22 protein-coding genes are annotated in these 21507 nt (G+C 75.4%); 13 read left to right on the top strand and 9 right to left on the bottom strand.

Annotation, left to right across the window (positions count from 1 at the left end):
• Positions 1-10: 10 nt before the first annotated feature.
• Positions 11-1168, bottom strand: coding sequence for an Mrp/NBP35 family ATP-binding protein (locus tag IF129_RS19885; RefSeq protein ID WP_191211078.1), 1158 nt, complete (start codon positions 1166-1168; stop codon positions 11-13).
• Positions 1169-1273: 105 nt separating this feature from the next.
• Between IF129_RS19885 and IF129_RS19880 the strand changes: the two genes are divergently transcribed.
• On the top strand, positions 1274-2050 hold the full coding sequence (locus IF129_RS19880) for a hypothetical protein (RefSeq protein ID WP_191211077.1): 777 nt from the start codon (positions 1274-1276) through the stop codon (positions 2048-2050).
• A gap of 42 nt (positions 2051-2092) precedes the next feature.
• On the opposite strand, the gene IF129_RS19875 is transcribed toward IF129_RS19880, so the two are convergent.
• On the bottom strand, positions 2093-2644 hold the full coding sequence (locus tag IF129_RS19875; RefSeq protein ID WP_191211076.1) for a hypothetical protein: 552 nt from the start codon (positions 2642-2644) through the stop codon (positions 2093-2095).
• A 90-nt stretch (positions 2645-2734) separates the two neighbouring features.
• On the opposite strand from IF129_RS19875, the gene IF129_RS19870 reads away from it, so the two are divergent.
• On the top strand, positions 2735-3781 hold the full coding sequence (locus tag IF129_RS19870) for a DMT family transporter (protein ID WP_191211075.1): 1047 nt from the start codon (positions 2735-2737) through the stop codon (positions 3779-3781).
• Here IF129_RS19870 and IF129_RS19865 read toward each other — a convergent pair.
• Positions 3759-4901 (bottom strand): magnesium and cobalt transport protein CorA, encoded by a 1143-nt coding sequence (locus IF129_RS19865; RefSeq protein WP_191211074.1) that lies wholly within the window; start codon positions 4899-4901, stop codon positions 3759-3761. The two genes, IF129_RS19870 and IF129_RS19865, sit on opposite strands and share 23 nt — an antisense overlap.
• Before the next feature lie 392 nt (positions 4902-5293).
• Between IF129_RS19865 and IF129_RS19860 the strand changes: the two genes are divergently transcribed.
• From IF129_RS19860 to IF129_RS19845, 4 genes are all read left to right on the top strand, one after another.
• Positions 5294-5944 carry a suppressor of fused domain protein gene (locus IF129_RS19860; protein WP_191211073.1) on the top strand — a complete coding sequence of 217 codons (651 nt, stop codon included), beginning with the start codon at positions 5294-5296 and terminating at the stop codon, positions 5942-5944.
• Between the two features lie 43 nt (positions 5945-5987).
• Positions 5988-6626: a DUF6758 family protein gene (locus IF129_RS19855; protein WP_191211072.1), complete on the top strand. Its 639-nt coding sequence runs from the start codon at positions 5988-5990 to the stop codon at positions 6624-6626.
• A gap of 120 nt (positions 6627-6746) precedes the next feature.
• Positions 6747-7592 carry a PHP domain-containing protein gene (locus tag IF129_RS19850; protein ID WP_191211110.1) on the top strand — a complete coding sequence of 282 codons (846 nt, stop codon included), beginning with the start codon at positions 6747-6749 and terminating at the stop codon, positions 7590-7592.
• A 47-nt stretch (positions 7593-7639) separates the two neighbouring features.
• Complete coding sequence (locus IF129_RS19845) at positions 7640-8242, top strand: MarC family protein (RefSeq protein ID WP_191211071.1); 603 nt, start codon at positions 7640-7642, stop codon at positions 8240-8242.
• Here IF129_RS19845 and IF129_RS19840 read toward each other — a convergent pair.
• Positions 8232-9086, bottom strand: a complete 855-nt coding sequence (locus tag IF129_RS19840) for an alpha/beta fold hydrolase (protein ID WP_191211070.1) — start codon at positions 9084-9086, stop codon at positions 8232-8234. The genes IF129_RS19845 and IF129_RS19840 overlap by 11 nt on opposite strands.
• Positions 9087-9230: 144 nt before the next feature.
• Positions 9231-10856 carry a DEAD/DEAH box helicase gene (locus IF129_RS19835; protein WP_191211069.1) on the bottom strand — a complete coding sequence of 542 codons (1626 nt, stop codon included), beginning with the start codon at positions 10854-10856 and terminating at the stop codon, positions 9231-9233.
• Positions 10857-11240: 384 nt separating this feature from the next.
• Here IF129_RS19835 and IF129_RS19830 point away from each other — a divergent pair, with 384 nt between their 5' ends.
• A complete protein-coding gene (locus tag IF129_RS19830; protein ID WP_191211068.1) occupies positions 11241-11978 on the top strand; it encodes a ferritin-like fold-containing protein in 738 nt (245 codons plus the stop codon).
• Between the two features lie 40 nt (positions 11979-12018).
• On the opposite strand, the gene IF129_RS19825 is transcribed toward IF129_RS19830, so the two are convergent.
• The 4 genes from IF129_RS19825 to IF129_RS19810 form a co-directional block, all read right to left on the bottom strand.
• The gene (locus IF129_RS19825; protein WP_191211067.1) at positions 12019-12300 is read right to left on the bottom strand and encodes a hypothetical protein; all 282 of its coding nucleotides are present in this window, start codon (positions 12298-12300) and stop codon (positions 12019-12021) included.
• A gap of 194 nt (positions 12301-12494) precedes the next feature.
• A complete protein-coding gene (locus tag IF129_RS19820; RefSeq protein WP_191211066.1) occupies positions 12495-12722 on the bottom strand; it encodes a DUF3107 domain-containing protein in 228 nt (75 codons plus the stop codon).
• 165 nt (positions 12723-12887) lie between these two features.
• Positions 12888-13514 (bottom strand): TetR/AcrR family transcriptional regulator, encoded by a 627-nt coding sequence (locus IF129_RS19815; protein ID WP_191211065.1) that lies wholly within the window; start codon positions 13512-13514, stop codon positions 12888-12890.
• Positions 13515-13698: 184 nt separating this feature from the next.
• The gene (locus tag IF129_RS19810; protein WP_318153848.1) at positions 13699-13896 is read right to left on the bottom strand and encodes a hypothetical protein; all 198 of its coding nucleotides are present in this window, start codon (positions 13894-13896) and stop codon (positions 13699-13701) included.
• Between the two features lie 257 nt (positions 13897-14153).
• On the opposite strand from IF129_RS19810, the gene IF129_RS19805 reads away from it, so the two are divergent.
• From IF129_RS19805 to IF129_RS19780, 6 genes are all read left to right on the top strand, one after another.
• Complete coding sequence (locus tag IF129_RS19805; RefSeq protein ID WP_191211064.1) at positions 14154-15146, top strand: alpha/beta fold hydrolase; 993 nt, start codon at positions 14154-14156, stop codon at positions 15144-15146.
• Positions 15147-15153: 7 nt separating this feature from the next.
• Entirely contained in the window at positions 15154-16314 is a 1161-nt protein-coding gene (locus tag IF129_RS19800; RefSeq protein WP_318153846.1) for a DUF3152 domain-containing protein, read from the top strand.
• A gap of 201 nt (positions 16315-16515) precedes the next feature.
• Positions 16516-18333, top strand: a complete 1818-nt coding sequence (locus tag IF129_RS19795; RefSeq protein ID WP_191211063.1) for a DUF3492 domain-containing protein — start codon at positions 16516-16518, stop codon at positions 18331-18333.
• A complete protein-coding gene (locus IF129_RS19790; protein ID WP_191211062.1) occupies positions 18330-19784 on the top strand; it encodes a hypothetical protein in 1455 nt (484 codons plus the stop codon). The genes IF129_RS19795 and IF129_RS19790 overlap by 4 nt, the downstream gene beginning before the upstream one ends.
• Complete coding sequence (locus IF129_RS19785) at positions 19781-20698, top strand: NAD-dependent epimerase/dehydratase family protein (protein WP_191211061.1); 918 nt, start codon at positions 19781-19783, stop codon at positions 20696-20698. The genes IF129_RS19790 and IF129_RS19785 overlap by 4 nt, the downstream gene beginning before the upstream one ends.
• On the top strand, positions 20686-21507 hold the full coding sequence (locus IF129_RS19780; protein ID WP_318153845.1) for a spherulation-specific family 4 protein: 822 nt from the start codon (positions 20686-20688) through the stop codon (positions 21505-21507). Before IF129_RS19785 ends, IF129_RS19780 begins: the two co-directional genes overlap by 13 nt.

Here is a 21507-nt window from a genome sequence, read left to right as displayed (position 1 = left end):
TCGGGGCCGCTCAGAACTTGTTGCGCGGCGTGATGCCCAGGGACAGGCCCGACAGGCCGCGCTGACGGCCGCCCAGCTTGCCCGCGACGGAGCGGATCGCGGCACCGGCCGGCGAGTCCGGGTCCGTCAGGACCACCGGCTTGCCCTCGTCGCCGCCCTCGCGCAGCCGCACGTCGATGGGGATGGCGCCGAGCACCGGCACGTTGGTGCCCGTCGTGCGGGAGAGGCCCTCGGCGACGCGCTGGCCGCCGCCGGTGCCGAAGACGTCCACCATCTCGTCGCAGTGCGGGCAGGGCAGCCCGGACATGTTCTCCACGACGCCCACGATCTTCTGGTGGGTCTGGACCGCGATCGAGCCGGCCCGCTCGGCCACCTCGGCGGCGGCCTGCTGCGGGGTGGTGACGACGAGGATCTCCGCGTTGGGGATCAGCTGGGCCACGGAGATGGCGATGTCGCCGGTGCCGGGCGGCAGGTCGAGCAGGAGGACGTCCAGGTCGCCCCAGTAGACGTCGGCGAGGAACTGCTGGAGCGCACGGTGCAGCATCGGGCCGCGCCACACGACCGGGGCGTTGCCCGGCGTGAACATGCCGATGGAGATCACCTTCACGCCGTGCGCGGACGGCGGCATGATCATGTCCTCGACCTGGGTGGGCCGGCCCTCGGCGCCCAGCATGCGCGGCACGGAGTGGCCGTAGATGTCCGCGTCCACGACGCCGACGTTCAGCCCGTCGGCGGCCATCGCCGCGGCCAGGTTCACCGTCACCGACGACTTGCCCACGCCGCCCTTGCCGGAGGCCACGCAGTACACGCGGGTGAGCGAGTTCGGCTGGGCGAACGGCACCTCGCGCTCGGCCTGGCCCCCGCGCAGGGACGAGGCCAGCTCACGCCGCTGCTCGTCGCTCATGACGTCGAGCTCCACCTCGACGCCGGAGACCCCCGGGACCTCGCGCACCGCCTCGGTGACCCGTGAGATGATCGTCTCACGCATCGGACAGCCGGAGACGGTGAGATAGACGCCGACCGCCACCGAGCCGTCGGCGGCGATGTCGACGGACTTGACCATGCCGAGGTCGGTGATCGGACGGTGGATCTCCGGATCGTTCACCGTGGCGAGCGCGGCGCGCACCGCCTCGTCGGTGGGAGCCGCTCCGTACGTGTCGGTAGCCATACGACGATGGTACGGCGACCGCTCCCGGACCTTCACGGTCAGGTGCCGCCGCCGGAAGGGTAGGGTGCGGTTCCCCACGCCCACCGTCATCGGAGGAAGACCGCCGTGACCGCAGTACGTCCCGCATTGGCCCGGATCGGCAGAAGGGTTGTGCTGGGGGCCGTCGGGACGGGGCTTGTGGCGATGCTCACGGCCTGCGGCGGCGAGGACCCGGACCAGGGCACCAACGGCGTCGGCAAGCTGACCGCCGAGCAGATCGAGGACAGGGCCCGGGCGGCGGCGGAACGGGCCGACGCCGTGCGGCTCACCGGCACGCTGCTCAGCGAGGGCCGCACCTACCGTCTCGACATGCGGCTCACGGACGTCGGCGGCATAGGCGAGGTGTCCGCCAAGGGCGGCAGCCGCTTCGAGCTCCTGCGGGTCGACAAGGAGCTCTTCCTCAAGGCCGACGCCGACTTCTGGGCCCAGCAGGGGCAGGAGGGCGAGGAGCCCACCGAGAGCGACCGGGAGGCCGCGGGCAAGCTCGACGGCAAGTACGTGAAGGTGCCGCCGGGCGATCCCGCCTACGCGCAGCTCAGCGGCTTCACGGAGTTGGACGTCCTGCTGGAGGGGGTCCTCGCCATGGACGGGAAGCGGAAGACCGGCCCGCGCGGGGAGGTCGACGGCGTCCGCACGATCCGCGTGGCGGCCGACGACGGGGACGGCGGCATGATGGACGTCTCCCTCGTCGGCACCCCGTACCCGCTGCGGCTGGAGCGGGCCGGGGACGCGGGCGTCATCACCATGTCCGACTGGGGCAAGGAGTTCTCCCTGCGCGCCCCGCAGGACGACCAGGTCGTCGACTACGGCAAGAAGATCACCGCGGAGGCGCCCCCGGAGTGACGCTCCGGGACGGGCGCCACTCCGGGGGCGCCGTGGCGTCCGTCAGGCGCGGCGCTTCCCGCGCAGGAGCCGGGGGAGTGCCGCGGGGACGGGGCGGCGCGTGGTCGCCGGGGTCGGCACCGGCGGGGCCGCGACCGCGGCGGACGGCATCGCGCCGGGCGCCTCCACCGGCTCCCCGTCGGGCGCGAGGCGCAGGATGCGGCACTCGCGGCTCCAGCGGTCGACAAGCGCCTCGAAGTCGGGGGCGTTCAGCCGCTTCCCCTTCAGCTCCTCCGCCGTGGCCGTCCACGCCTCACCGCCGGGCTCCGGCACCCTGACGCGGGCGGGCCAGACGACCAGCCGGCCGCCCTTGTCCTTGCTGCGGGCGCTGACCGTCGCGGCCGCGCCGTCCGTCAGCCCGAGCCCCTCCAGCGGCTGCTCGCCGGGGCCGTCGCCGACGAGGCAGACCGCGCCGTCGTGCCACACGTGCCACAGCGCGCGCGCCGGTCCGCCCCGCGGGCCGCGCACCCACACGAGGGCGGACTTCTTCGCGGCCTCCTCGATCAGGGCCCGCCCGAACAGGGCCCCGGACGCTCCGGGCGTGGTCTCGGTCATGGCCCGACCCTACCGTGCGGGCCTCGCCCGGCCGGGTCGCGCCGTAGGCTGATCCGGTTGTCGGAGAAGCGGGTCGGGAGGAGCACGCACGTGGGCGCTCAGCGCGGGAGGGGTCGGACGCCTACGGCCCGATCCACCGGTGCCGGGCAGGGGCACGGCACGGACCTGTTCCTGCTCGCCGTGGCCGTCTCCGGCATTTCCCTGTCCGCGCCGCTCATCGCGGCCACGGCGGCGCCCGCACTCGCCATCGCGTTCTGGCGCAACGCCATGGCCGTCGGCGTGCTCACCCCGGTCGCCCTCGCCCGGCACCGCGCCGAGCTGGCCGGGCTCGGCGGCCGGACGCTCCTGCTCGCCGGGGCGGCCGGCGCCCTGCTCGCCCTGCACTTCGCGCTCTGGCTGCCCAGCCTCAGCATGACCTCCGTCGCCTCCTCGACGGCCCTGGTGACGACCACCCCGATCTGGACGACGCTGCTGCTGCGGCTGCGCGGCCACCGCCAGCCGAGGCCGGTGTGGGCGGGGACGGCGGTCGCGTTCGCGGGCGTGCTCCTGCTGACCGGCGTCGACCTGTCGCTCTCCCCCCGCGCGTTGGCCGGGGACGCCCTGGCGCTCGGCGGCGGCATGGCGGCGGCCGGGTACGTGCTGCTGGGCTCCGAGGTGCGCCGGACGGTGTCCACGACGGCCTACACCTTCGTCTGCTACACGACGACGGCCGTCCTGCTGCTGGTGGCGTGCCTGGTCGCGGGCGCGGACCTGGGCGCCGGATACAGCGGCGAGACCTGGCTGAAACTCGTCGTCCTGACGGTGACGGCGCAGCTGCTCGGCCACTCCGTCCTCAACCGCGTCGTGCGGGGCCTGGGCCCGTCGGTGACGTCCACGGCGATCCTGCTGGAGACGCCGGGTGCGGCGCTGATCGCGGCCCTGTGGCTGGGCCAGACGCCCCCGGCCGTCGCCTACCCCGCGCTCGGCGTCATCCTGGCCGGGCTGCTGCTCGTGCTGCGCGCCCCGGGGCCCGCGGCGGCGGGCGGTCCGGAGGAGGCCGCCGTCACCGGGGCGGCCGAACCCGACCGGCTCGGTGACGGCGGCGCGGACGGGGCTCCGCCCGGAGCGCCGCCGCCTAGAGCCAGCCGTTCCGCTTGAAGCCGCGGTGCATGGCGAAGCAGAAGGCCACGATGAGGAGCATGACGACCGGGTAGCCGTACTCCCACTCCGTCTCGGGCATGTGGTCGAAGTTCATGCCGTACACCCCGGCGATCATCGTCGGCACCGCGAAGATGGCCGCCCAGGACGTGATCTTCCGCATGTCCTCGTTCTGCGCCACCGTGGCCTGCGCCAGGTTGGCCTGGAGGATGGAGTTGAGCAGGTCGTCGAAGGCGAGCACCTGCTCGTTGACGCGGGCCAGGTGGTCGGCGACGTCGCGGAAGTACGTCTGGATGTCCGGGTCGATGACGCGCATCGGCCGCTCACTGAGCTGCTGCATGGGGCGCAGCAGGGGGGAGACGGCCCGCTTGAAGCCCAGCACCTCGCGCTTGAGCTGGTAGATGCGGCCCGCCTCCCCGCCGGCCCGCTGCCCGGCCCGTCCGGCGCCGGACTGCGGGGAGAAGACGTCGATCTCGACGTCGTCGATCTCGTCCTGCACGGCGTCCGCGACGGCCAGGTAGCCGTCGACGGCCTGGTCGGCGATGGCGTGCAGGACCGAGGAGGGGCCCTTGGCCAGCAGCTCCGGGTCGTCCTCCAGCCGGTGCCGCAGCGCGCGCAGGGAGCCCTGCGCGCCGTGCCGGACGGTGATGATGTAGTCGGCGCCGGTGAAGCACATGACCTCGCCCGTCTCGACGACCTGGCTCCCGGCGGTGCGTTCGGCGTGCGCGCGGTAGTGGATGGTCTTGATGACCGTGAACAGCGAGTCGTCGTACCGCTCCAGCTTGGGCCGCTGGTGGGCGTGGACGGCGTCCTCCACGGCCAGCGGGTGCAGGCCGAAGGCCCGCGCGATCCCGGCGAACTCCTCCTCGGTGGGCTCGTGCAGACCGATCCACACGAACCCGCGCGAGCCGTTGGGGCGCATGCCCTCGCGGACGGCGGCCAGCGCCTCGTCCGGCGCGGGCCGCTCGGGGCTGCGGCGCCCGTCGCGGTAGACGGCGCAGTCGACCACCGCGCTCGACGGCGTACCGGGGGACCCCGGGTACGGGCCGCCGGCCGCGCCGCGTCGGAAGGGCCGACGCGCGGGCCGGACGGCGGCGCGCAGGTCACGGATCATCGACATGCTGGGCTCCTTCGCGGGGAGGACGCGGAACGAGCCGCCAGCGGCGCTGTGGCGGGCGGTCGCCGCACAGCACGCGGAGCCCCGGTGGAGGTGGTCACGGGCGCACGGAGAGGGACGCACGGGAACCGGGGGCCTGGAGCCGAAAGGTGCGGACGGCGACGTCAGCGGGGCCGCTGCCGGGCGGGGGTCGGGCTGCTACTGCACGGTCGGCTGGGATCCATGTCCGCCCCACCTCCTCCGGTCGGCTCCCCGGAGGGAGCGTCGGTGTCCACCGCTGGTCCTACACCTTGACAGGCGGGTCAACGGTAGCACCCCGTACGCCCGTTCCTGAGGCCGCACGGCCGAAAACCGGCGTCTCTTTCCCCTCCGCACGGCCCCCCTAAACTCCACGTATGACAGATCTTCTCGAACTGGTCGAGGCCCGCCTGCGTTCCGCGCTCGGCGCACCGGACGCCCGGGCCGCGGTCACCTTCCTCGGCACCGACCGGATCGAGGTCCTCCGCTTCGCCGACACGGAGAGCGCGCCCGGCGCCGACGGCGGAGACGGCCCGGCCGTCGGCGGAGCCGTCGGGTCCGTCGGGGTGGTCCGCTACGTCACCCTCGGCATGTCCGCGGCCCCCATGAGCGACCCGACGGCCGCGCTCGCCGACCCCGAGCGCGGGCCGCGCGCCGAACTGCTGCTCTCCGTGCGCCCCGGCGGCGCGGACACCGACAAGGTGCTCCGCCCGCTCGCCGTGCTGGCCGCCTCCCCCCAGGTGGAGGGCGTCGTCGTGGCCCCGGGGGCGTCGCTCGACGTCGGTGAGCCGCTGTGGCCGGGAGCGCCCTTCACCTCCGTCCTGGTGGCCGAGCCGGGCGGCATGGTCGAGGACCTGGAGCTCGACGCCCCCCGGGAGCCCGTCCGCTTCCTGCCGCTGCTGCCCATGACCCCCACCGAGGCGGCGTGGAAGCGGGTGCACGGCGCCCAGGCCCTCCAGGAGCGCTGGCTCTCCCACGGCACGGATCTGCGCGACCCCTTCCGCGCGGCGGTACCCCTGACCGGGTGATCGTCCTTGACGGAAGGCGACTCGGGGAGCACCGTGGATGCCCATGAGGGGCGAACCCAGTTGCCCGAAATGCGGTGGCCGGGTCAGGGCACCCGGTCTCTTCGCCGACACCTGGCAGTGCGACGCGCACGGCACCGTGCACCCGCTCCAGCCGGTGATCCCGCCCAGCGTGGACGCGCTCGGCGTGGTGGTGAACCGGACGCGGGTCCCGGTGTGGATGCCCTGGCCCCTCCCCGTCGGCTGGCTCTTCACCGGGGTCGCCAGCGCGGGTGACGACCGCAGCGGCGGCCGCGCGACCGCCGTCGCCTGCTCCGGCCCCTGTCCGCTGGGCGGCCCCGGGGAGCTCGTCCTGATCGCCGAGGAACTGGGCGTCGGCCTCGGCGCCCGGTACGCCGGCATCCCCGGTCCCGACCCCGGTCCGCACCTGACCGTCTCCGGGCCGCCGCAGGCCAAGGTCATGGCCGCCGGACGGCCCACCCCGCTGTGGCACGTGGCGGGCACCCCGGCGGACCGCGCCGTGTTCGCGGGGGAGGCGTGCGGGCTGTGGCTGTGGGCCGTGGCCTGGCCCGACCACTCCGGGCTGCTGCTCTACGACGAACTCGTCCTGACCGACCTGCGCCAGGCCGGGGCCGAAGTGGACCTCGTGCCCTGCGGCGCGCTGTCTCCGCGCATCCTCGGCTGAGCCCCCGCGGGCGCCCGGGCCGTGAGCGGGGCCTGCGGGGCGGTCGGAGCGGCCGAGGGCCGCGGTTAGACTGGGGCCGCCCGTTGTCCCCTGTCCCCGTCGAGCGTTCGGAGCGTGCCGGTGCGGATCGACCTGCACACCCACTCCACGGCCTCCGACGGCACCGACACCCCCGCGCAGCTCGTGCGGAACGCGGCCCGGGCCGGGCTGGACGTCGTCGCCCTCACCGACCACGACACCGTCGCCGGGCACGACGAGGCCGTCGCGGCCCTCCCCACCGGCCTGACGCTCGTCACCGGGGCGGAGCTGTCGTGCCGCCTGGACGGGGTCGGCCTGCACATGCTGGCCTACCTCTTCGACCCGGACGAGCCGGAGCTGGCCCGCGAGCGCGAACTGGTCCGCGACGACCGGGTGCCGCGCGCCCGGGCCATGGTGGCGAAGCTCCAGGAGCTGGGCGCGCCCGTGAGCTGGGAGCAGGTCGCCCGGATCGCGGGGGACGGCGCGGTGGGCCGCCCGCACATCGCGACGGCGATGGTCGAGCAGGGCGTCGTACCGGACGTGTCCTCCGCCTTCACCGCGCAGTGGCTGGCCGACGGCGGCCGTGCCCACGTCGACAAGCACGAGCTGGACCCCTTCGACGCCGTCCGGCTCATCAAGGGCGCCGGTGGCGTCGCCGTCTTCGCCCACCCGCTCGCCGTCAAGCGCGGAGCGTGCGTGCCCGAGAGCGCCGTCGCGGAGCTCGCGGCCGCCGGGCTGGACGGCGTCGAGGCCGACCACATGGACCACGATCCCGCCACGCGGGCCCACCTGCACGGCCTCGCCGCCGACCTCGGGCTGCTGGCCACCGGTTCCAGCGACTACCACGGCAGCCGCAAGACCTGTCGGCTCGGCGAGCACACGACGTCGCCCGACGTCTACGCCGAGATCGCCGCGCGGGGCTCCGGGGCCCGGCCGTTCACGGCCTGAACCCGCCGCCCCCGACCCGTCCTCCCCACCTCCCGCAAGGCACCACCATGTTCGACGCCGCCGTCTTCGGCTCCCTGTTCCTCACCCTCTTCGTCATCATGGACCCGCCCGGCATCACGCCGATCTTCCTCGCGCTCACCTCCGGACGTCCGGTGAAGGTGCAGCGCCGGATGGCCTGGCAGGCGGCGGCCGTCGCCCTCGCGGTCATCACCGTCTTCGGCATCTTCGGCCGGCAGATCCTCGACTACCTGCACGTGTCGACACCGGCGCTGATGATCGCCGGTGGTCTCCTGCTGCTCCTCGTCGCGCTGGACCTCCTGACCGGCAAGACCGACGAGCCGAAGCAGACCAAGGAGGTGAACGTCGCCCTCGTGCCGCTGGGCATGCCGCTGCTGGCGGGCCCCGGCGCGATCGTCGCGGTGATCATCGCCGTGCAGCGGGCGGACGGCCTCGGTGGCCAGGTGGCGGTGTGGAGCGCCATCGTCGCCATGCACGTCGTGCTGTGGCTGACGATGCGCTACTCGCTGGCCATCGTCCGACTGATCAAGGAGGGCGGCGTCGTCCTGGTGACGCGGCTGTCCGGCATGCTGCTGTCGGCGATCGCCGTGCAGCAGATCATCAACGGCGTCCGGCAGGTCGTCACGGGTTGACGTCCGTCCAGAAGGCCGCGAGTGCGGCGGCCGTCTCCCGGGGCCGCTCGGCGTTCGGGGAGTGCTCGGCGCCCTCGATCACCGTGTGCGGGGCGCTCAGCCGGCGCGCCATGTCGGCCAGCAGCGGCACCGGCCAGGCGTAGTCCAGAGCACCGGTCACGACGTGCCGGGGCAGCGGCACGGCCGCCAGCTCCGGGACCCGGTCCGGCTCGCCGAGCAGGATGTCGCCGGTGGCGATGAGCTGGGCGGGCGCGGTGGCCATCCAGCGCTCCCGCAGGAACGCGGTGACCTCGCGGGGCGTACCGGCCCCGGCCGCCTCCGGCGGGTCGAGGGCGCGCATCCGCTCCCACACCTCGGCCATGCCCAGTGTGCGCAGCGCGTCCTGGAGCAGCCGGACCCGCTCCTGCTGGAGCGGGGAGGTCGCGGCGGGACCGCTGCTGAGCAGGGTGAGGGAGCGGAAGGGGGACGCGTCGCGCAGCACCGCCGCCCGGGCGACGAGGCCGCCGAGCGAGTGCCCGAGCAGGTGCACCCCTCCGGCGTCCAGCGCCTCGGCCTGGGCGAGGACGTCCCGCGCCAGCTCCGGCAGGCGGTAGGCCGCCTCGTCCGCAGGGCCCTCGGTCTCGTACTGGCCCCGGCCGTCCACCGCGACGACGCGGAAACCCGCGTCGGCCAGTGGGCCGAGGAGGGCGACGAAGTCCTCCTTGCTGCCGGTGAAGCCGGGCAGCAGCAGGGCGGTACCGAGCCGGGGCCGACCGCACGTGTGGACGGCGAACGCACCGCGGGCGGTGACGAGCCGGTGGGCGCGGGCTCCGGACGGCAGCGTGAGGAAGGGCGGCTTGCTCATGCCCCGACGCTAACGGCCCGACGCGCCGGCCCCTCCGCCGCCCCGGCCCCACCCCGCCACCGGCAGGGGGCCCGACACGGGAGAGCGCCGGACGGCCGGGGCCGTCCGGCGCTCACAGGCCGGTGCGGTGGTGCGGGCGGGGCGTCAGTCCGCCGTCTGCTCGGCCGAGGCCGAACGGGTGCGGCGGCGACGGCGCCGCGGCTTGCGCGCCGCGCCGTCCTCCCCCGAGGCGGCCGGGGCCGAGGCGGCCGGGGCGCCCGAGGACGCGGCCTCGGCGGCGGGCGCCGCCGGGGCCGCGCCGTCCACCGTGCGGCCGCCACGGGTCCGTCGGCGCTGACGCGGCGTGCGGCTGCGCTGCGGGCGCTCCTCGGCGGGGGCCGTACGGCTCTGCCCACGGCCGCGACGGCCGCCGCCGGGCTCGCCCAGGTCCTCGACCTCCTCGGCCGCGAGACCGGCCCGCGTGCGCTCGGCGCGCGGCAGCACGCCCTTGGTTCCCTCGGGGATGCCGAGCAGCTCGTACAGGTGCGGCGAGGTGGAGTACGTCTCCTCCGGGTCGGGGAACGCCAGACCCAGCGCCTTGTTGATGAGCTGCCAGCGGGGGATGTCGTCCCAGTCGACGAGGGTCACGGCCGTGCCGGACGCGCCCGCCCGGCCGGTGCGGCCGATCCGGTGCAGGTACGTCTTCTCGTCCTCGGGCGTCTGGTAGTTGATGACGTGCGTCACGCCCTCGACGTCGATGCCGCGCGCGGCGACGTCGGTGCAGACGAGGACGTCGACCTTCCCGTTGCGGAAGGCCCGCAGCGCCTGCTCGCGGGCGCCCTGGCCCAGGTCGCCGTGGACGGCGCCGGAGGCGAAGCCGCGTCGGCTCAGCTGCTCGGCGATGTCGGCGGCGGTCCGCTTGGTGCGGCAGAAGACCATCGCCAGCCCTCGGCCCTCGGCCTGCAGGATGCGGGCGACCATCTCCGGCTTGTCCATGGAGTGCGCGCGGAAGACGTGCTGCGTGGTGTTGGCCACCGTCGCGCCCTCGTCGTCCGGCGAGGTGGCGCTGATGTGCGTGGGCTGCGACATGTAGCGGCGGGCCAGCGAGATGACCTGGCCGGGCATCGTCGCGGAGAAGAGCATCGTCTGCCGCTTCGCCGGAAGCTGCTGGATGATCTTCTCGACGTCGGGCAGGAAGCCCAGGTCGAGCATCTCGTCGGCCTCGTCCAGGACGAGGGCCCGGATGTGCTTGAGGTCCAGCTTGCGCTGACCGGCGAGGTCGAGCAGCCGGCCCGGGGTGCCGACGACGACGTCGACGCCCTTGCGCAGCGCCTCGACCTGCGGCTCGTAGGCCCGTCCGCCGTAGATGGCCAGGACCCGCACGTTGCGTGCCTTGCCGGCGGTGAGCAGGTCGTTGGTCACCTGCTGGCACAGCTCACGGGTCGGAACGACCACGAGCGCCTGCGGGGCGTCGGTGAGCTGTTCGGGCGTGGCGCGGCCGGCCTCGACGTCGGCGGGGACGGTCACGGTCTCCAGGACCGGGAGTCCGAAGCCGAGCGTCTTGCCGGTGCCGGTCTTGGCCTGGCCGATGACGTCACCGCCGCCGAGGGCGACGGGGAGCGTCATCTCCTGGATGGGGAAGGCGGTGACGATGCCGACGGCCTCAAGGGCCTCGGCGGTCTCGGGGAGGATTCCGAGTTCGCGGAAAGTCGTGGTGGACAGGAGCTTGCCTCTTCCATGAGACGCGACACAAGGCGGCGAGGCGGGTCGTACCACGTCCGCGTCGTTCATCGCGCGCGGCGCAGGACCACTAGCTCTCGCTCAAGCGCTCATCTCGCGCGAGCGGCCCCTCACAGTGCGGAGGGCGGTCTGGTCGGAGCCGATCGTGCTACCGACCGGGCATCCGCTTCCGGGAGGCTTCCCGGTGTGGGTGCTGCATACCGTGCCGCGCGCCGCCTGGAACGCGGCACACGGCTTTTCGTACATGTGCCGTGCAGTCTCGCATGCACCGGCGCTCATGCACAGGCCCGCCGGTGGTCCGTCGGGCTCTATATCACTGTACCGCGAAACCACGCAGGTGTACCGGGTGCGATCCCCGGCCCGGGGGGAGGCCGCCCCCCGGTGGACGCGCCCTCACCACTTACGCACCAGGTGAGGACGGCTATTGTGCCCCGCATGGGAACGTCTGAGACCTCCGCCACCCCGCCGCAGCCCGAGTCCGGAACCGCAGCCCGGGACTGGGTGCGGGCGTCCGCCGACCCGCAGTACCGTGCGGCGGTCGTCGACCTGCTCGGCGCCCTCGCCTACGGAGAGCTGGCGGCCTTCGAGCGGCTCGCGGAGGACGCCAAGCTCGCCCCCACCCTGACCGACAAGGGAGAGCTGGCCGCGATGGCCGCGGCGGAGTTCCACCACTTCGACACGCTGCGGGAGCGGCTCCTCCAGATCGACGTCGACCCGACGGACGCGATGAGGCCGTTCGTGTCCTCGCTGGACGAGTTCCACCGCCAGACCGCGCCCTCGGACTGGCTGGAGGGTCTGATCAAGGCGTACGTCGGCGACTCCATCGCCTCGGACTTCTACCGCGAGGTGGCGGTACGGCTGGACACCGACACCCGGGACCTGGTGCTCGGCGTGTTGGACGACACCGGGCACTCCAGCTTCGCCGTGGACCGCGTGCGGGCGGCGATCGAGGCCGACCCCCGGGTGGGCGGGCGGCTGGCCCTGTGGGCCCGGAGGCTGATGGGCGAGGCGCTCTCCCAGGCCCAGCGGGTCGTGGCCGAGCGGGACGCGCTGTCGACGATGCTGGTGGGCGGCGCCGCCGCGGGCTTCGACCTGGCGGAGGTCGGACGGATGTTCTCCCGCATCACCGAGGCGCACACCAAGCGCATGGCCGCGCTCGGCCTCGCCGCGTAGGCCCTGCCGCCGCCCGAGCGCCCTGCCGCCCCTGGGGGGCCTACCGCTGCTGGCCGCCCAGGGACGGGCGCGGGTAGACGCGCCGGTGGCCGTCCAGCAGCAGGGAGACCAGGACGGCGGCCGCCCCCGCGCCGAGCAGGAGCGATACGGCCAGGTGCCCCGGGCCGACGACCGCCCGGGTGACCAGGCCGCCCACGGCGGCCGCCACGGTGCCGGTGGCCAGCACCAGGGGGGCGTTCGCGAAGCGGCGCGGGAAGCCGCGCAACGCGGCGCAGGCCACGACGAGACCGAGGAGTGCGGAGCCGAGCGCTTCCCCGAGCATGAGCACCTCCGAGCCGACGGAATGTGACGGGACGGTTCCGCTCTTACTCTTCCTTTCCGGCGGACACGGCAAACGGCGGTCGGGAGGACTTCCTCCCGACCGCCGTTTGCCGTGCGCTCGTACGCCGTGGGTGCGCCCTGGTCGTGCGGGGCCGCGCCCGTGGGAACACCGCTCGTGCGGCGCCCCCGAACGGCTCAGACGGTGCCGAAGCCCACGCGGCGGGCCGTCGGGTCGCCGATGTCCACGTAGGCGAGCCGGTCCGAGGGGACGAGCACCTTGCGGCCGTGCTCGTCCTCCAGGCTCAGGAGCCCCGACTTGCCGGCCAGGGCGTCGGCCACGGTGCTCTCGATGTCCTCCGCGCTCTGCCGGCTCTCCAGGGTGATCTCGCGAGGCGTGTGCAGCACGCCGATCCTGACCTCCACGCTATGTCCCTTCGACCCTTCCGACACGCTCACTTGCTGCGCGGGCGACCGCGCACTGTGTCCTCACCCTAGCCCGGCCGGGCGTCCGGCATTCGCCGGGCCGCAACGCCCGCAGCGAACACGCGGGGCGACGGCGGCGCCCGTCGGGGACGCCCTCCGGGGCCGTCAGTCCTGCATCGGGAAGCCGGCGATGCCGCGCCAGGCGAGGGAGGAGATCAACGAGGCGGCGGCGTCCTTGGGAATGGGCTGCCCCGCCCCGAGCCAGTACCGCGCGGTGATCTGGGCCATGCCGCACAGTCCGACCGCGAGCAGCATCGCCTGGTCCTGCGGCTGCTTGGTGTCCTCGGCGATGACGGCGCTGACCGCCTCCGCGCACTCCAGGCTCACCCGGTCGACCCGCTCGCGCACCGCCGGCTCGTTCGTCAGGTCCGACTCGAAGACGAGCCGGAACGCCCCGCCCTCGTTCTCGACGAACGTGAAGTAGGCGTCCATCGTGGCCGCCACCCGGTACTTGTTGTCGGTCGTGGACCCCAGCGCCTCGCGGACGGCCTGCAACAGGGCCTCACAGTGCTGGTCGAGCAGCGCCATGTAGAGGTCCAGCTTGCCGGGGAAGTGCTGGTAGAGCACCGGCTTGCTGACCCCGGCACGGTCGGCGATGTCGTCCATCGCGGCGGCGTGGTAGCCCTGCGCCACGAACACTTCCTGCGCGGCACCCAGCAGCTGGTTGCGCCGCGCCCGCCGCGGCAGGCGCGTGCCCCGCGGGCGTGCCTCGGTCTGCTCCATGGCTGTCACGCCGCCTCCCTGGCTCGTTCCGGACGCGAAGATGCGCCGCATCCGTCATCGTACTTTCGGGTAACCGGGACGCGCGCGTCGCGGGCGCACATTTTCACTTTCTGGACACGGGGTGCCCGACTGAGACCGGTTATGTCCCGATTCGGTAAGCGGCGGGCGGTCAGGACCGGCCCGCTCGGGTCGGTCACCGGTAGTCGTCCTCGTCGAGCTCGACGACGCGGGCCTGCTCGGCGGCGTCGGCGGGGTTCACGTCGTCGGGGATCGTCGGGGCGGAGGGGCCGTCCTGAGGCGCGCCGACCTCGGTGCGCTGCTCGGCCGCGTCGGCCTCGGGCGTCTCGGTACCGGGCTCGTCCGTGGTGGGGCGGATGTCTTCGTCGTTCACGGTGTCCTCGAAGGTCTCCGGTTCGATGGGTTCTGCTGGGGGTCCGCTGGCGCAACGCCACCCCTTCACCCCGGCGTGTCTACCCCGGTGCTGGTTTCCCACACGAGCCTAGGGTGAGGAGGACGGCGGCGCGAGACGGCTCCGTCGGCGGTGCCTCCGGGGCCGGGGAGCCGCACGGGGCGCTCGTGGCGCACCATGGGGAATCTGTGACTCCGAACACGTGATCGCTGGCGTGATCGAGTCGTAACATGCCTTGCATGGTTTCTCCCGACCAGCCGCACGTACGGACCGCCGCACAGCACCGCGAGCCGACGGCTCCCGCGGCCGGCGGCTCACCGGGGCGGCCACCGCGGACCGTCTCCCTGCCCGGGCTCACGCTCGCCGTGCGTTCGACGCCCGCGCCGGCCCGCGAGGACGCTCCCCCCGCCCTCTTCGTCCACGGCCTCGGCGGCTCCTCGCTGAACTGGACGGCACTCATGACGGAGCTCGCCGGGGACGTCCGGGGCGACGCCCTCGACCTGCCGGGCTTCGGCTGGTCGCCCCCGCCCGAGGACAACCGCTACACCGTGGCCGCCCACGCCCGCGCGGTCGTCCGCTACCTCGACGCCGCCGGGCACGGCCCGGTGCACCTCTTCGGCAACTCCCTCGGCGGCGCCGTCACCACCCGCGTCGCGGCCGCCCGTCCCGACCTCGTCCGCACCCTGACCCTCGTCTCCCCGGCCCTACCGGAGCTGCGTCCGCAGCGCACCGCCCTGCCGACGGCACTGCTGGCGGTGCCGGGCGTCGTCCAGGGGTATCGCCGGCTCTCCCGCGGCATGACCGCCGAGCAGCGCACCCGGGCGCTGCTGAACCTCTGCTACGGCGATCCCGCCCGGGCCACGGAGGAGAACCTCGCCGAGGCCGCCGCCGAGTTCGAGCGGCGGCTGCGGCTGCCGCACTTCTGGGACAGTCTGGCCCGTTCGGCGCGCGGCGTCGTCGACGCCTACACTCTCGGCGGTCAGCACTCGCTCTGGCGCCAGGCCGAACGCGTCCTCGCCCCCACCCTGCTGGTCTACGGCGGACGGGACCGGCTGGTCTCCTTCCGCATGGCCCGCAAGGCGCACCGCGCCTTCCGGGACTCCCGGCTGGTGACCCTGCCCAGCGCCGGGCACGTGGCGATGATGGAGTACCCCCAGGAGGTGGCCGCGGCCGTCCGCCGGTTCCTGGCCGAGACGCGGGACGGCAGCACGACCGAGCCGGACAGGAGCTGAACGCCGCGTGGGACGACACAGCCGCCCCCGTCGTGCCCGAGGGGCCACGGCCGACCCGCCGCCCACGCCGTCCGTCCCCGCGTCCGTCCCCGGGCCGCGCTCACCGGCCGAGGCTCCGGCGGCGTCGGAGCGGCCCGTCGGCCCGCCCGCCCCCGCGCCGGCCCGGCCGACGGTCCCCGGGCCCCGGTCGGAGTACGTGGCGGCCTTCGACGCGCCGGACGGCGCCGCCGTCGAGAAGGCGGACGAGCCGACCGGCTCCCGCCGCGCCACCGCTTCCCCCGAGAGCGCCGCTCCCGCGGCCGGTTCCCCCGCCGACCCTCCGCCTCCCGGCCGCGAGCGCCCCGGCACCGGTGGCGCCGGTGTCCCCGGCGCCACCGGAAGGCTGCGGATGTTCACCGGCCTGTGCGCGGCGGCCGTCACCGCCGCCACGACCCTCCTCGTCCTGGGCCAGGACGGCACGGTGGGGGGAACCGTCACCCGGGCGGCGGACGGCGAGGAGCGCGCCGGGGAACCCGCGGAGCGGGAAGCGGAGCAGGACGGGTCCGGCCAGGACGCGCCGCCGGAGCCGACGTACGAGGAGCAGCTCGCCACGGCGACGCCCGTCGACCCCGACCTGAGCGGTCCGGGCAGCTTCACCGTCGTGCCCGGCACGGAGCCGGGCGCCGGCCGGGGCACGGAGCTGACCTACCGGGTGGAGGTGGAGGACGACCTCGGCCTGGACCCGGAGCTGTTCGCCCGCGCCGTCCACACCACCCTGACCGACGAGCGCAGCTGGAGCCACGAGGGCCGCTACAGCTTCGAGCGGGTCGACGAGGGCGAGGCCGACTTCGTCATGACGCTGGCCAGCCCCGGGACGACGGCCGAGTGGTGCGCCAAGTCGGGTCTGGACACGACGGTCGACAACGTCTCGTGCGACTCGGCGTCCACGGAACGCATCATGATCAACGCCTACCGCTGGGGCGAGGGGTCGCCGACCTACGGCCCCGACCTCGTCCGCGAGTACCGGGAGATGCTCATCAACCACGAGGTCGGGCACCGGCTCGGGCTCGGCCATGTGGGCTGCGCGAAGGACGGCGACCTCGCTCCGGTGATGATGCAGCAGACGAAGACGCTCAGTTCGGGCTCGGCGACCTGCCGTCCCAACGCGTGGCCGCATCCCGAGGGTTGAGGCCGTCGGCCGGGCTCCGCCCACCTCCCGGGGCGCGTCGACCGGGCCTCCCTTATCAGGGGTCGAACGTCCGCACCGGCGGAAGGTCACGGTAGTTCACCCCTTCCGGTGGTAGAGCGGACAACCGTCCATCATCCCCCCGTATCCCCCGCATAGCGTCGTCCCGTTGCGCCGGTACAGGAGAAGAACGGGGGTGACGCCATGCGGATCGCGCTCCTCACCGAGGGCGGTTACCCGTACGCGCGCGGCGAGTCGGCCGCCTGGTGCGGACGGCTGGTCCAGGGCCTCGGCGGCCACGAGTTCACGGTGTACGCGCTCAGCCGCAGCCGTCGTCAGGACGAGGGCGCCCGGTGCGCCCTGCCGCCGACCGTGCGGGAGGTGCGGACGGCCCGGCTGTGGGGTCCGCCCGCCGTCGGACGCCCCGGCGAGCGCCGTGGCTACGGACGGCGCGCCCGCGCGCTGTTCGCGGCGCACTTCGCCGAACTGGCCGCCGCCGTGTGCGCCGAGGAACCACAGGCGGACCGTTTCGCCACCGGCCTCTACGGGCTCGGCGACCTCGCCCGCGAACACGGCAGGCTGCCCGCCGCCCTGCGCTCGGAGCAGGCGGTCCGGCTTCTGGAGTCCGCCTGCCGGGCCCCCGGAGCGCTGCGCTCCGCGCGCTCCGCCTCCGTCCCGGACCTGCTCGCCGTCGTCGAACGGCTCGAACGCGCCCTGCGCCCCCTCTCGCTCGACTGGTACGGCCCCGGCCCCGGCGGGAGCGGCGGCGACGCGGCGCTCACCGCGGCCGACCTCTGCCACGCCGTCGGCGCCGGGCCCGCGGCCCTGCCCGGGCTCCTCGTCCGGCACCGGGTCGGCACGCCGCTGCTCCTGACCGAGTACGGGGTGCGGGTGCGCGAGCACTACCTCGGAGCCGTCGGCGCGGCCCGGCGGTCCGCCCGGGACGTGCCGCCCGCCGCGTCCGCCGCCCCGGTCCGCTCCCTGCTCGCCTCCTTCCAGGCCCGGCTCGCGGCCGAGGCGTACCGGTGCGCCGAGGTGATCACGCCCGGCAACGCCCACGCCCGGCGCTGGCAGGAGCGCTGCGGCGCCGAGCGGCACAAGCTGCGCACCGTCTACCCCGGCATGGAGAGCAGGCCGTTCACCGCCGTCGCCGAGGACGACGGCGTGGCCGACCCGGCGCCCACGCTGGTGTGGACGGGACGCGTCGAGCCGGCCAAGGACGTGGTGGCACTGCTGCACGCGTTCGCCGAGGTACGCCGCGTCGAGCCCCGGGCCCGGCTGCTCCTCGTCGGCTCCGGCCCGGCCGACGACCCCGCGTACGCCGCCCACTGCCGCGTCCTCGCCGCCCAGCTCTTCCCGGACGAGGCGCGCGACGCCCGCAGCGTGGGGACGAACCCGGTCACCTTCACCGAGGTGGGATCACCCGAGGTCCCCCGACTCGCCGACGCCTACGCCAGGGCCGCCGTCGTCGTGCTCTCCAGCGCGGTGGAAGGGTTCCCCGTCTCCCTGGTGGAGGCGATGTTCAGCGGTCGCGCGACCGTCTCCACGGACGCCGGGGCCGTCTGCGAGGTCATCGGCGGCACCGGCCTCGTCCTGCCCCCGCGCAACCCCCGCGCCCTGGCGGACGCCTGCCTCCAACTGCTCCGCGACCCCGCCCGGCGGGCCCGCCTCGGCGCCGCCGCCCGCGCCCGCGCGCTGGAGCTGTTCACCGTCGAACAGAACCTGGAGGCCTTCCACGGGATGTACCTGGAGCTGATCGCGCGCCGCCGCGCGGGGCGGGGAACGTCCGGCGGCCGGGCCCACCCCTTCGCGCGGCCCGCCGAGGCCCACGTGGCGGTGCGCTGGGCGTCCGGCCGCCTCGGACCCGAGGCGGCGCCGGCCGGCGCGGGGGAGCCCGCCGTGCCGCACACCCGGACGTCCCCGGCCCCGGTCGGACGGCCGAGCTGGGCCCGCCCGGCCCGGGGCCCCGGCGAACCGGTCGGCCCCGGGCCGCGGGTCGGAGCGGGCGGGGGCGGCCGATGAGTACCGTGGAGTACGAGCCGCGCGCCCCGCAGAGCCCCGGCGCCTGGAACGAGCGGTCCTCGGCGGCCCTCGGTGCCACGCCCCGACGCCGGGAACGGCCCGCCGCCGGGGCACCCCGCGCCGAGGAACGGGCCCCCGTCCGGCGGGAGCCCGCCGATCCGGTGCGGCCACTGCTGCACCAGCACCGGGAGCTGTGCGCGCGGGCCGTCGACCCGCTGGAGATCGCCGCCGCGCTGGAGGCGCACGGGATCAACGACCGCGCCGCCGCCCGCTACCGGCACCGGGACGTCTTCGGCCTGGCCGAGGAGCTGTTCGCCCGCTCGGCCCGGCTGGAGCCGCCCGCTCCGCCGAAGGCGGACCGGCCCCGCAGGGCCGGCCGCCGGACCCGGTGGCCGCGGACGCCGGGCCCGAAGGGGGTGCGCACCGTAGTGCGCGCGGCGCTGACCCTCCTGCCGGGAACGCTGTGCGCCCTCGCCCTCCCCGCACCCCTGCCCGCGCAGCTGCCCGCCTCGCTGCGGTGGCCCGCCGCCCTCCTCGCCGCCCTGCTCGTCGCGGGCGTCCTGCGCGCGGTCCTGCGGACGGCGCTGCGGGGCGTGCCGCTCGGGTGGCCGCCGGTCCTGGCGGGGGTCTGGCTGCTGGGTTACGCGCTGCTCGGCGACGGGCTCCTGGGCGCCCTCCTCGACGGCGGGGCGCTGCTGCGTCCCGCGCCCCGCTGGGTCGCGCTGACGCTGGCCTTCGCGGTCGCGCCCGCCGCCTGGTGCGTGCACCGCTTCGCGACCGGGGCCCGGCACCGGCTGGCGGTCAGCCGGAGCCTGGGGGCCTTCGCCGCGCGTGCCCGTCCCCTGCTGGCCGGGATCCTCGCCCTGTGCTGCCTGGCCCTCCTGGCGATCCAGGCCGCCGCCCGGTACGCGCTGACCGGCGCGCCCCTCGGCGTCGGCGGCCCGGACGCGCACCTCCTGGCCGGGACCGCCGCCGTCACCGCCACGGGCCTGCTCCTCTTCACTGCGGTGCTGCTGGCCGCGCACGGCTTCCCCCGCCCGGCGGCCCTCGGGCTCGCGGTGGCCTGCGCCGTGCAGGCCCTCGCCCTCGGCTGGGCCGCCGCCGCGGACCTGCCCGGCCTCGACGCGATCGACGCGCCACTGCGCCGGGCGGTCGACACCGGCGGCCCGGCCGTGGTGCAGGCCGCCGCCTGCGGCCTGGCGTGGGTGTGCCTCCTCGCCCCGGCCGTCACCCACCTGACCGGCGCGGCCGCCCACCATCCGCTGCGGGGCGCCTTCCGCCCGGAGGCCGCGACCCCGGCCGCCGTGCCCGTACCGGCCCGTCGCGCGGCGCCCCCGCCGACCGTCCGGCCGCCCGAGACCCCCGACCACCCTCGTCCACAAGGAGCCCCACCGATGACCGTGTCGCACGCCGCCGGCCTTCCGCGCCTACCGGGGGAGGAAGCACGATGAGGGTGCTGCTGCTCGGGGCCAACGGCTTCCTCGGCCGCTACGTGGCCGACCGCCTGCTCGCCGACCCGGCCGTCCAGCTCACCGCGCTCGGCCGCCGCGACGACTCCGACGTCCGGTTCGATCTGTCCAGCGGCAGCCCGGGGGCGCTCACCCGCTTCCTGGACGCCGTCCACCCCGGCGTCGTCGTCAACTGCGCCGGCGCCATCCGGGGCAGCGCCCGCGACCTGCTGCGGCACAACACCGTCGGCACGGCGACCGTGTGCGAGGCCCTGCGCCGCAGTGGGTGCACCGCGCGGCTCGTGCACGTCGGGTGCGCGGCCGAGTATGGTCCCTCCCAGCCCGGCTCCTCGACGGCCGAGGACGCGATGCCCCGGCCCGGCGGCCACTACGGCGTCAGCAAGCTCGCCGCGACCGAGCTCGTCCTCGGCTCGGGGCTCGACGCCATCGTGCTGCGCGTGTTCTCCCCGGCCGGTCCGGGGACGCCCGCCGGTTCGCCGCTCGGGCGCCTCGCCGAGGCCATGCGGCGCGCCATGCAGCACGGCGACCACGAGCTGAAGCTCTCCGGGCTCGGCGTGCAGCGGGACTTCGTCGACGTGCGGGACGTGGCCCGCGCCGTGCACGCCGCGTCCCTCTCCGCCGCCCAGGGCGTCGTCAACATCGGTACCGGGCGGGCCGTCCGGCTGCGGGACGCCGCCGGAATGCTGGTACGGGTGGCCGGATACGCCGGTTCGGTACTGGAGCTGGACGAGCCCCACCTGGGCACCGGCCACGTCCAGCCCCCCTACCCGGACGGCTGCGGCGCCTGGCAGCAGGCCGACGTCAGGACCGCCCGGGACCGCCTCGGCTGGCGGCCCCGGATCGGGCTGGAGGAGTCGCTCGCGGACATCTGGATGGAGGCCGCGTGTCGGATCTGAGGCCCTCTCCGCCGCCCGCGGCCCGGACGGCCGGGTGGCTGGGCCTGGGCGTACCGGGGTACGCCCATCCGCTGGTGGCACCGGTGGAGTGGGCCGAGCTGGCCCGCCCGGGCGCCCCGGTGCACTGGGCGGTGCTGCGGGTGCCGGTCACGGGCGGCGCGGGAGCCCGCCCGGACCCGTACTGCCTCGCGGCGGCGGCCCGGCTGCGGGCCTCCGGCGTGCCCCTGCTCGGCCATCTGGACCTGCGCCGGGGTGTCCGCTCCGGCCCCGAGCTGCTGACGGACGCCGCGCGCTTCCTCGACTGGTACGGCGTGAGCGGCTTCTACCTGGACCGCGCGCCCGCCGGTGCGGTCACGCTCCCGGCCGCGACCGCAGCCGTCACCGCGCTGCGCGGGCTCGGGGCGCGGCACGGGCACCCCGCCCTCCATCTGGTGCTCGGCCACGACACGCACCCGGACCCGGGCTACGCGGCCATCGCCGAGCAGCTCGTCACGTTCCGGGGGCGGTGGGCCGACTACCGCTGGTCGCAGGCCCCGGAGTGGACGGCCGACCATCCGGCCTCGCGGTTCTGCCACCTCGTCCACGGCGTCCCGCGCGGCCACCTGGAGGAGGCCCTGCGCCTCGCCCGGTGGCAGGGGGCCGGGACCGTCTACGTGACGGACGCCACCGGCCGGCCGCGCGGCGGGCGCGGCCCCGGTGGGAGGGGCCCGGCGGAGTCCCCCCGGGGCTGCGGCACCGATCCGTTCGAGACGCTGCCCGGCTACTGGGACGACATCGTCTCGCGGACCGGACCGGCCATCTCGGAATGA

The organism is Streptomyces chumphonensis (genome assembly GCF_014779715.1).
GTDB lineage: Bacteria > Actinomycetota > Actinomycetes > Streptomycetales > Streptomycetaceae > Streptomyces > Streptomyces chumphonensis.
The sequence above is the reverse complement of the archived record's forward strand: the minus strand, read 5'-3'. Positions and strand labels throughout refer to the sequence as shown.

Bases quoted from the DNA above. Each gene is read 5' to 3' on its own strand.
- IF129_RS19885 (WP_191211078.1), bottom strand. From the start codon at position 1,168: ATGGCTACCGACACGTACGGAGCGGCTCCCACCGACGAGGCGGTGCGC.
- IF129_RS19875 (WP_191211076.1), bottom strand. From the start codon at position 2,644: ATGACCGAGACCACGCCCGGAGCGTCCGGGGCCCTGTTCGGGCGGGCC.
- IF129_RS19865 (WP_191211074.1), bottom strand. From the start codon at position 4,901: ATGTCGATGATCCGTGACCTGCGCGCCGCCGTCCGGCCCGCGCGTCGG.
- IF129_RS19860 (WP_191211073.1), top strand. From the start codon at position 5,294: ATGACAGATCTTCTCGAACTGGTCGAGGCCCGCCTGCGTTCCGCGCTC.
- IF129_RS19855 (WP_191211072.1), top strand. From the start codon at position 5,988: ATGAGGGGCGAACCCAGTTGCCCGAAATGCGGTGGCCGGGTCAGGGCA.
- IF129_RS19845 (WP_191211071.1), top strand. From the start codon at position 7,640: ATGTTCGACGCCGCCGTCTTCGGCTCCCTGTTCCTCACCCTCTTCGTC.
- IF129_RS19840 (WP_191211070.1), bottom strand. From the start codon at position 9,086: ATGAGCAAGCCGCCCTTCCTCACGCTGCCGTCCGGAGCCCGCGCCCAC.
- IF129_RS19835 (WP_191211069.1), bottom strand. From the start codon at position 10,856: ATGAACGACGCGGACGTGGTACGACCCGCCTCGCCGCCTTGTGTCGCG.
- IF129_RS19830 (WP_191211068.1), top strand. From the start codon at position 11,241: ATGGGAACGTCTGAGACCTCCGCCACCCCGCCGCAGCCCGAGTCCGGA.
- IF129_RS19825 (WP_191211067.1), bottom strand. From the start codon at position 12,300: ATGCTCGGGGAAGCGCTCGGCTCCGCACTCCTCGGTCTCGTCGTGGCC.
- IF129_RS19805 (WP_191211064.1), top strand. From the start codon at position 14,154: ATGGTTTCTCCCGACCAGCCGCACGTACGGACCGCCGCACAGCACCGC.
- IF129_RS19795 (WP_191211063.1), top strand. From the start codon at position 16,516: ATGCGGATCGCGCTCCTCACCGAGGGCGGTTACCCGTACGCGCGCGGC.
- IF129_RS19790 (WP_191211062.1), top strand. From the start codon at position 18,330: ATGAGTACCGTGGAGTACGAGCCGCGCGCCCCGCAGAGCCCCGGCGCC.
- IF129_RS19785 (WP_191211061.1), top strand. From the start codon at position 19,781: ATGAGGGTGCTGCTGCTCGGGGCCAACGGCTTCCTCGGCCGCTACGTG.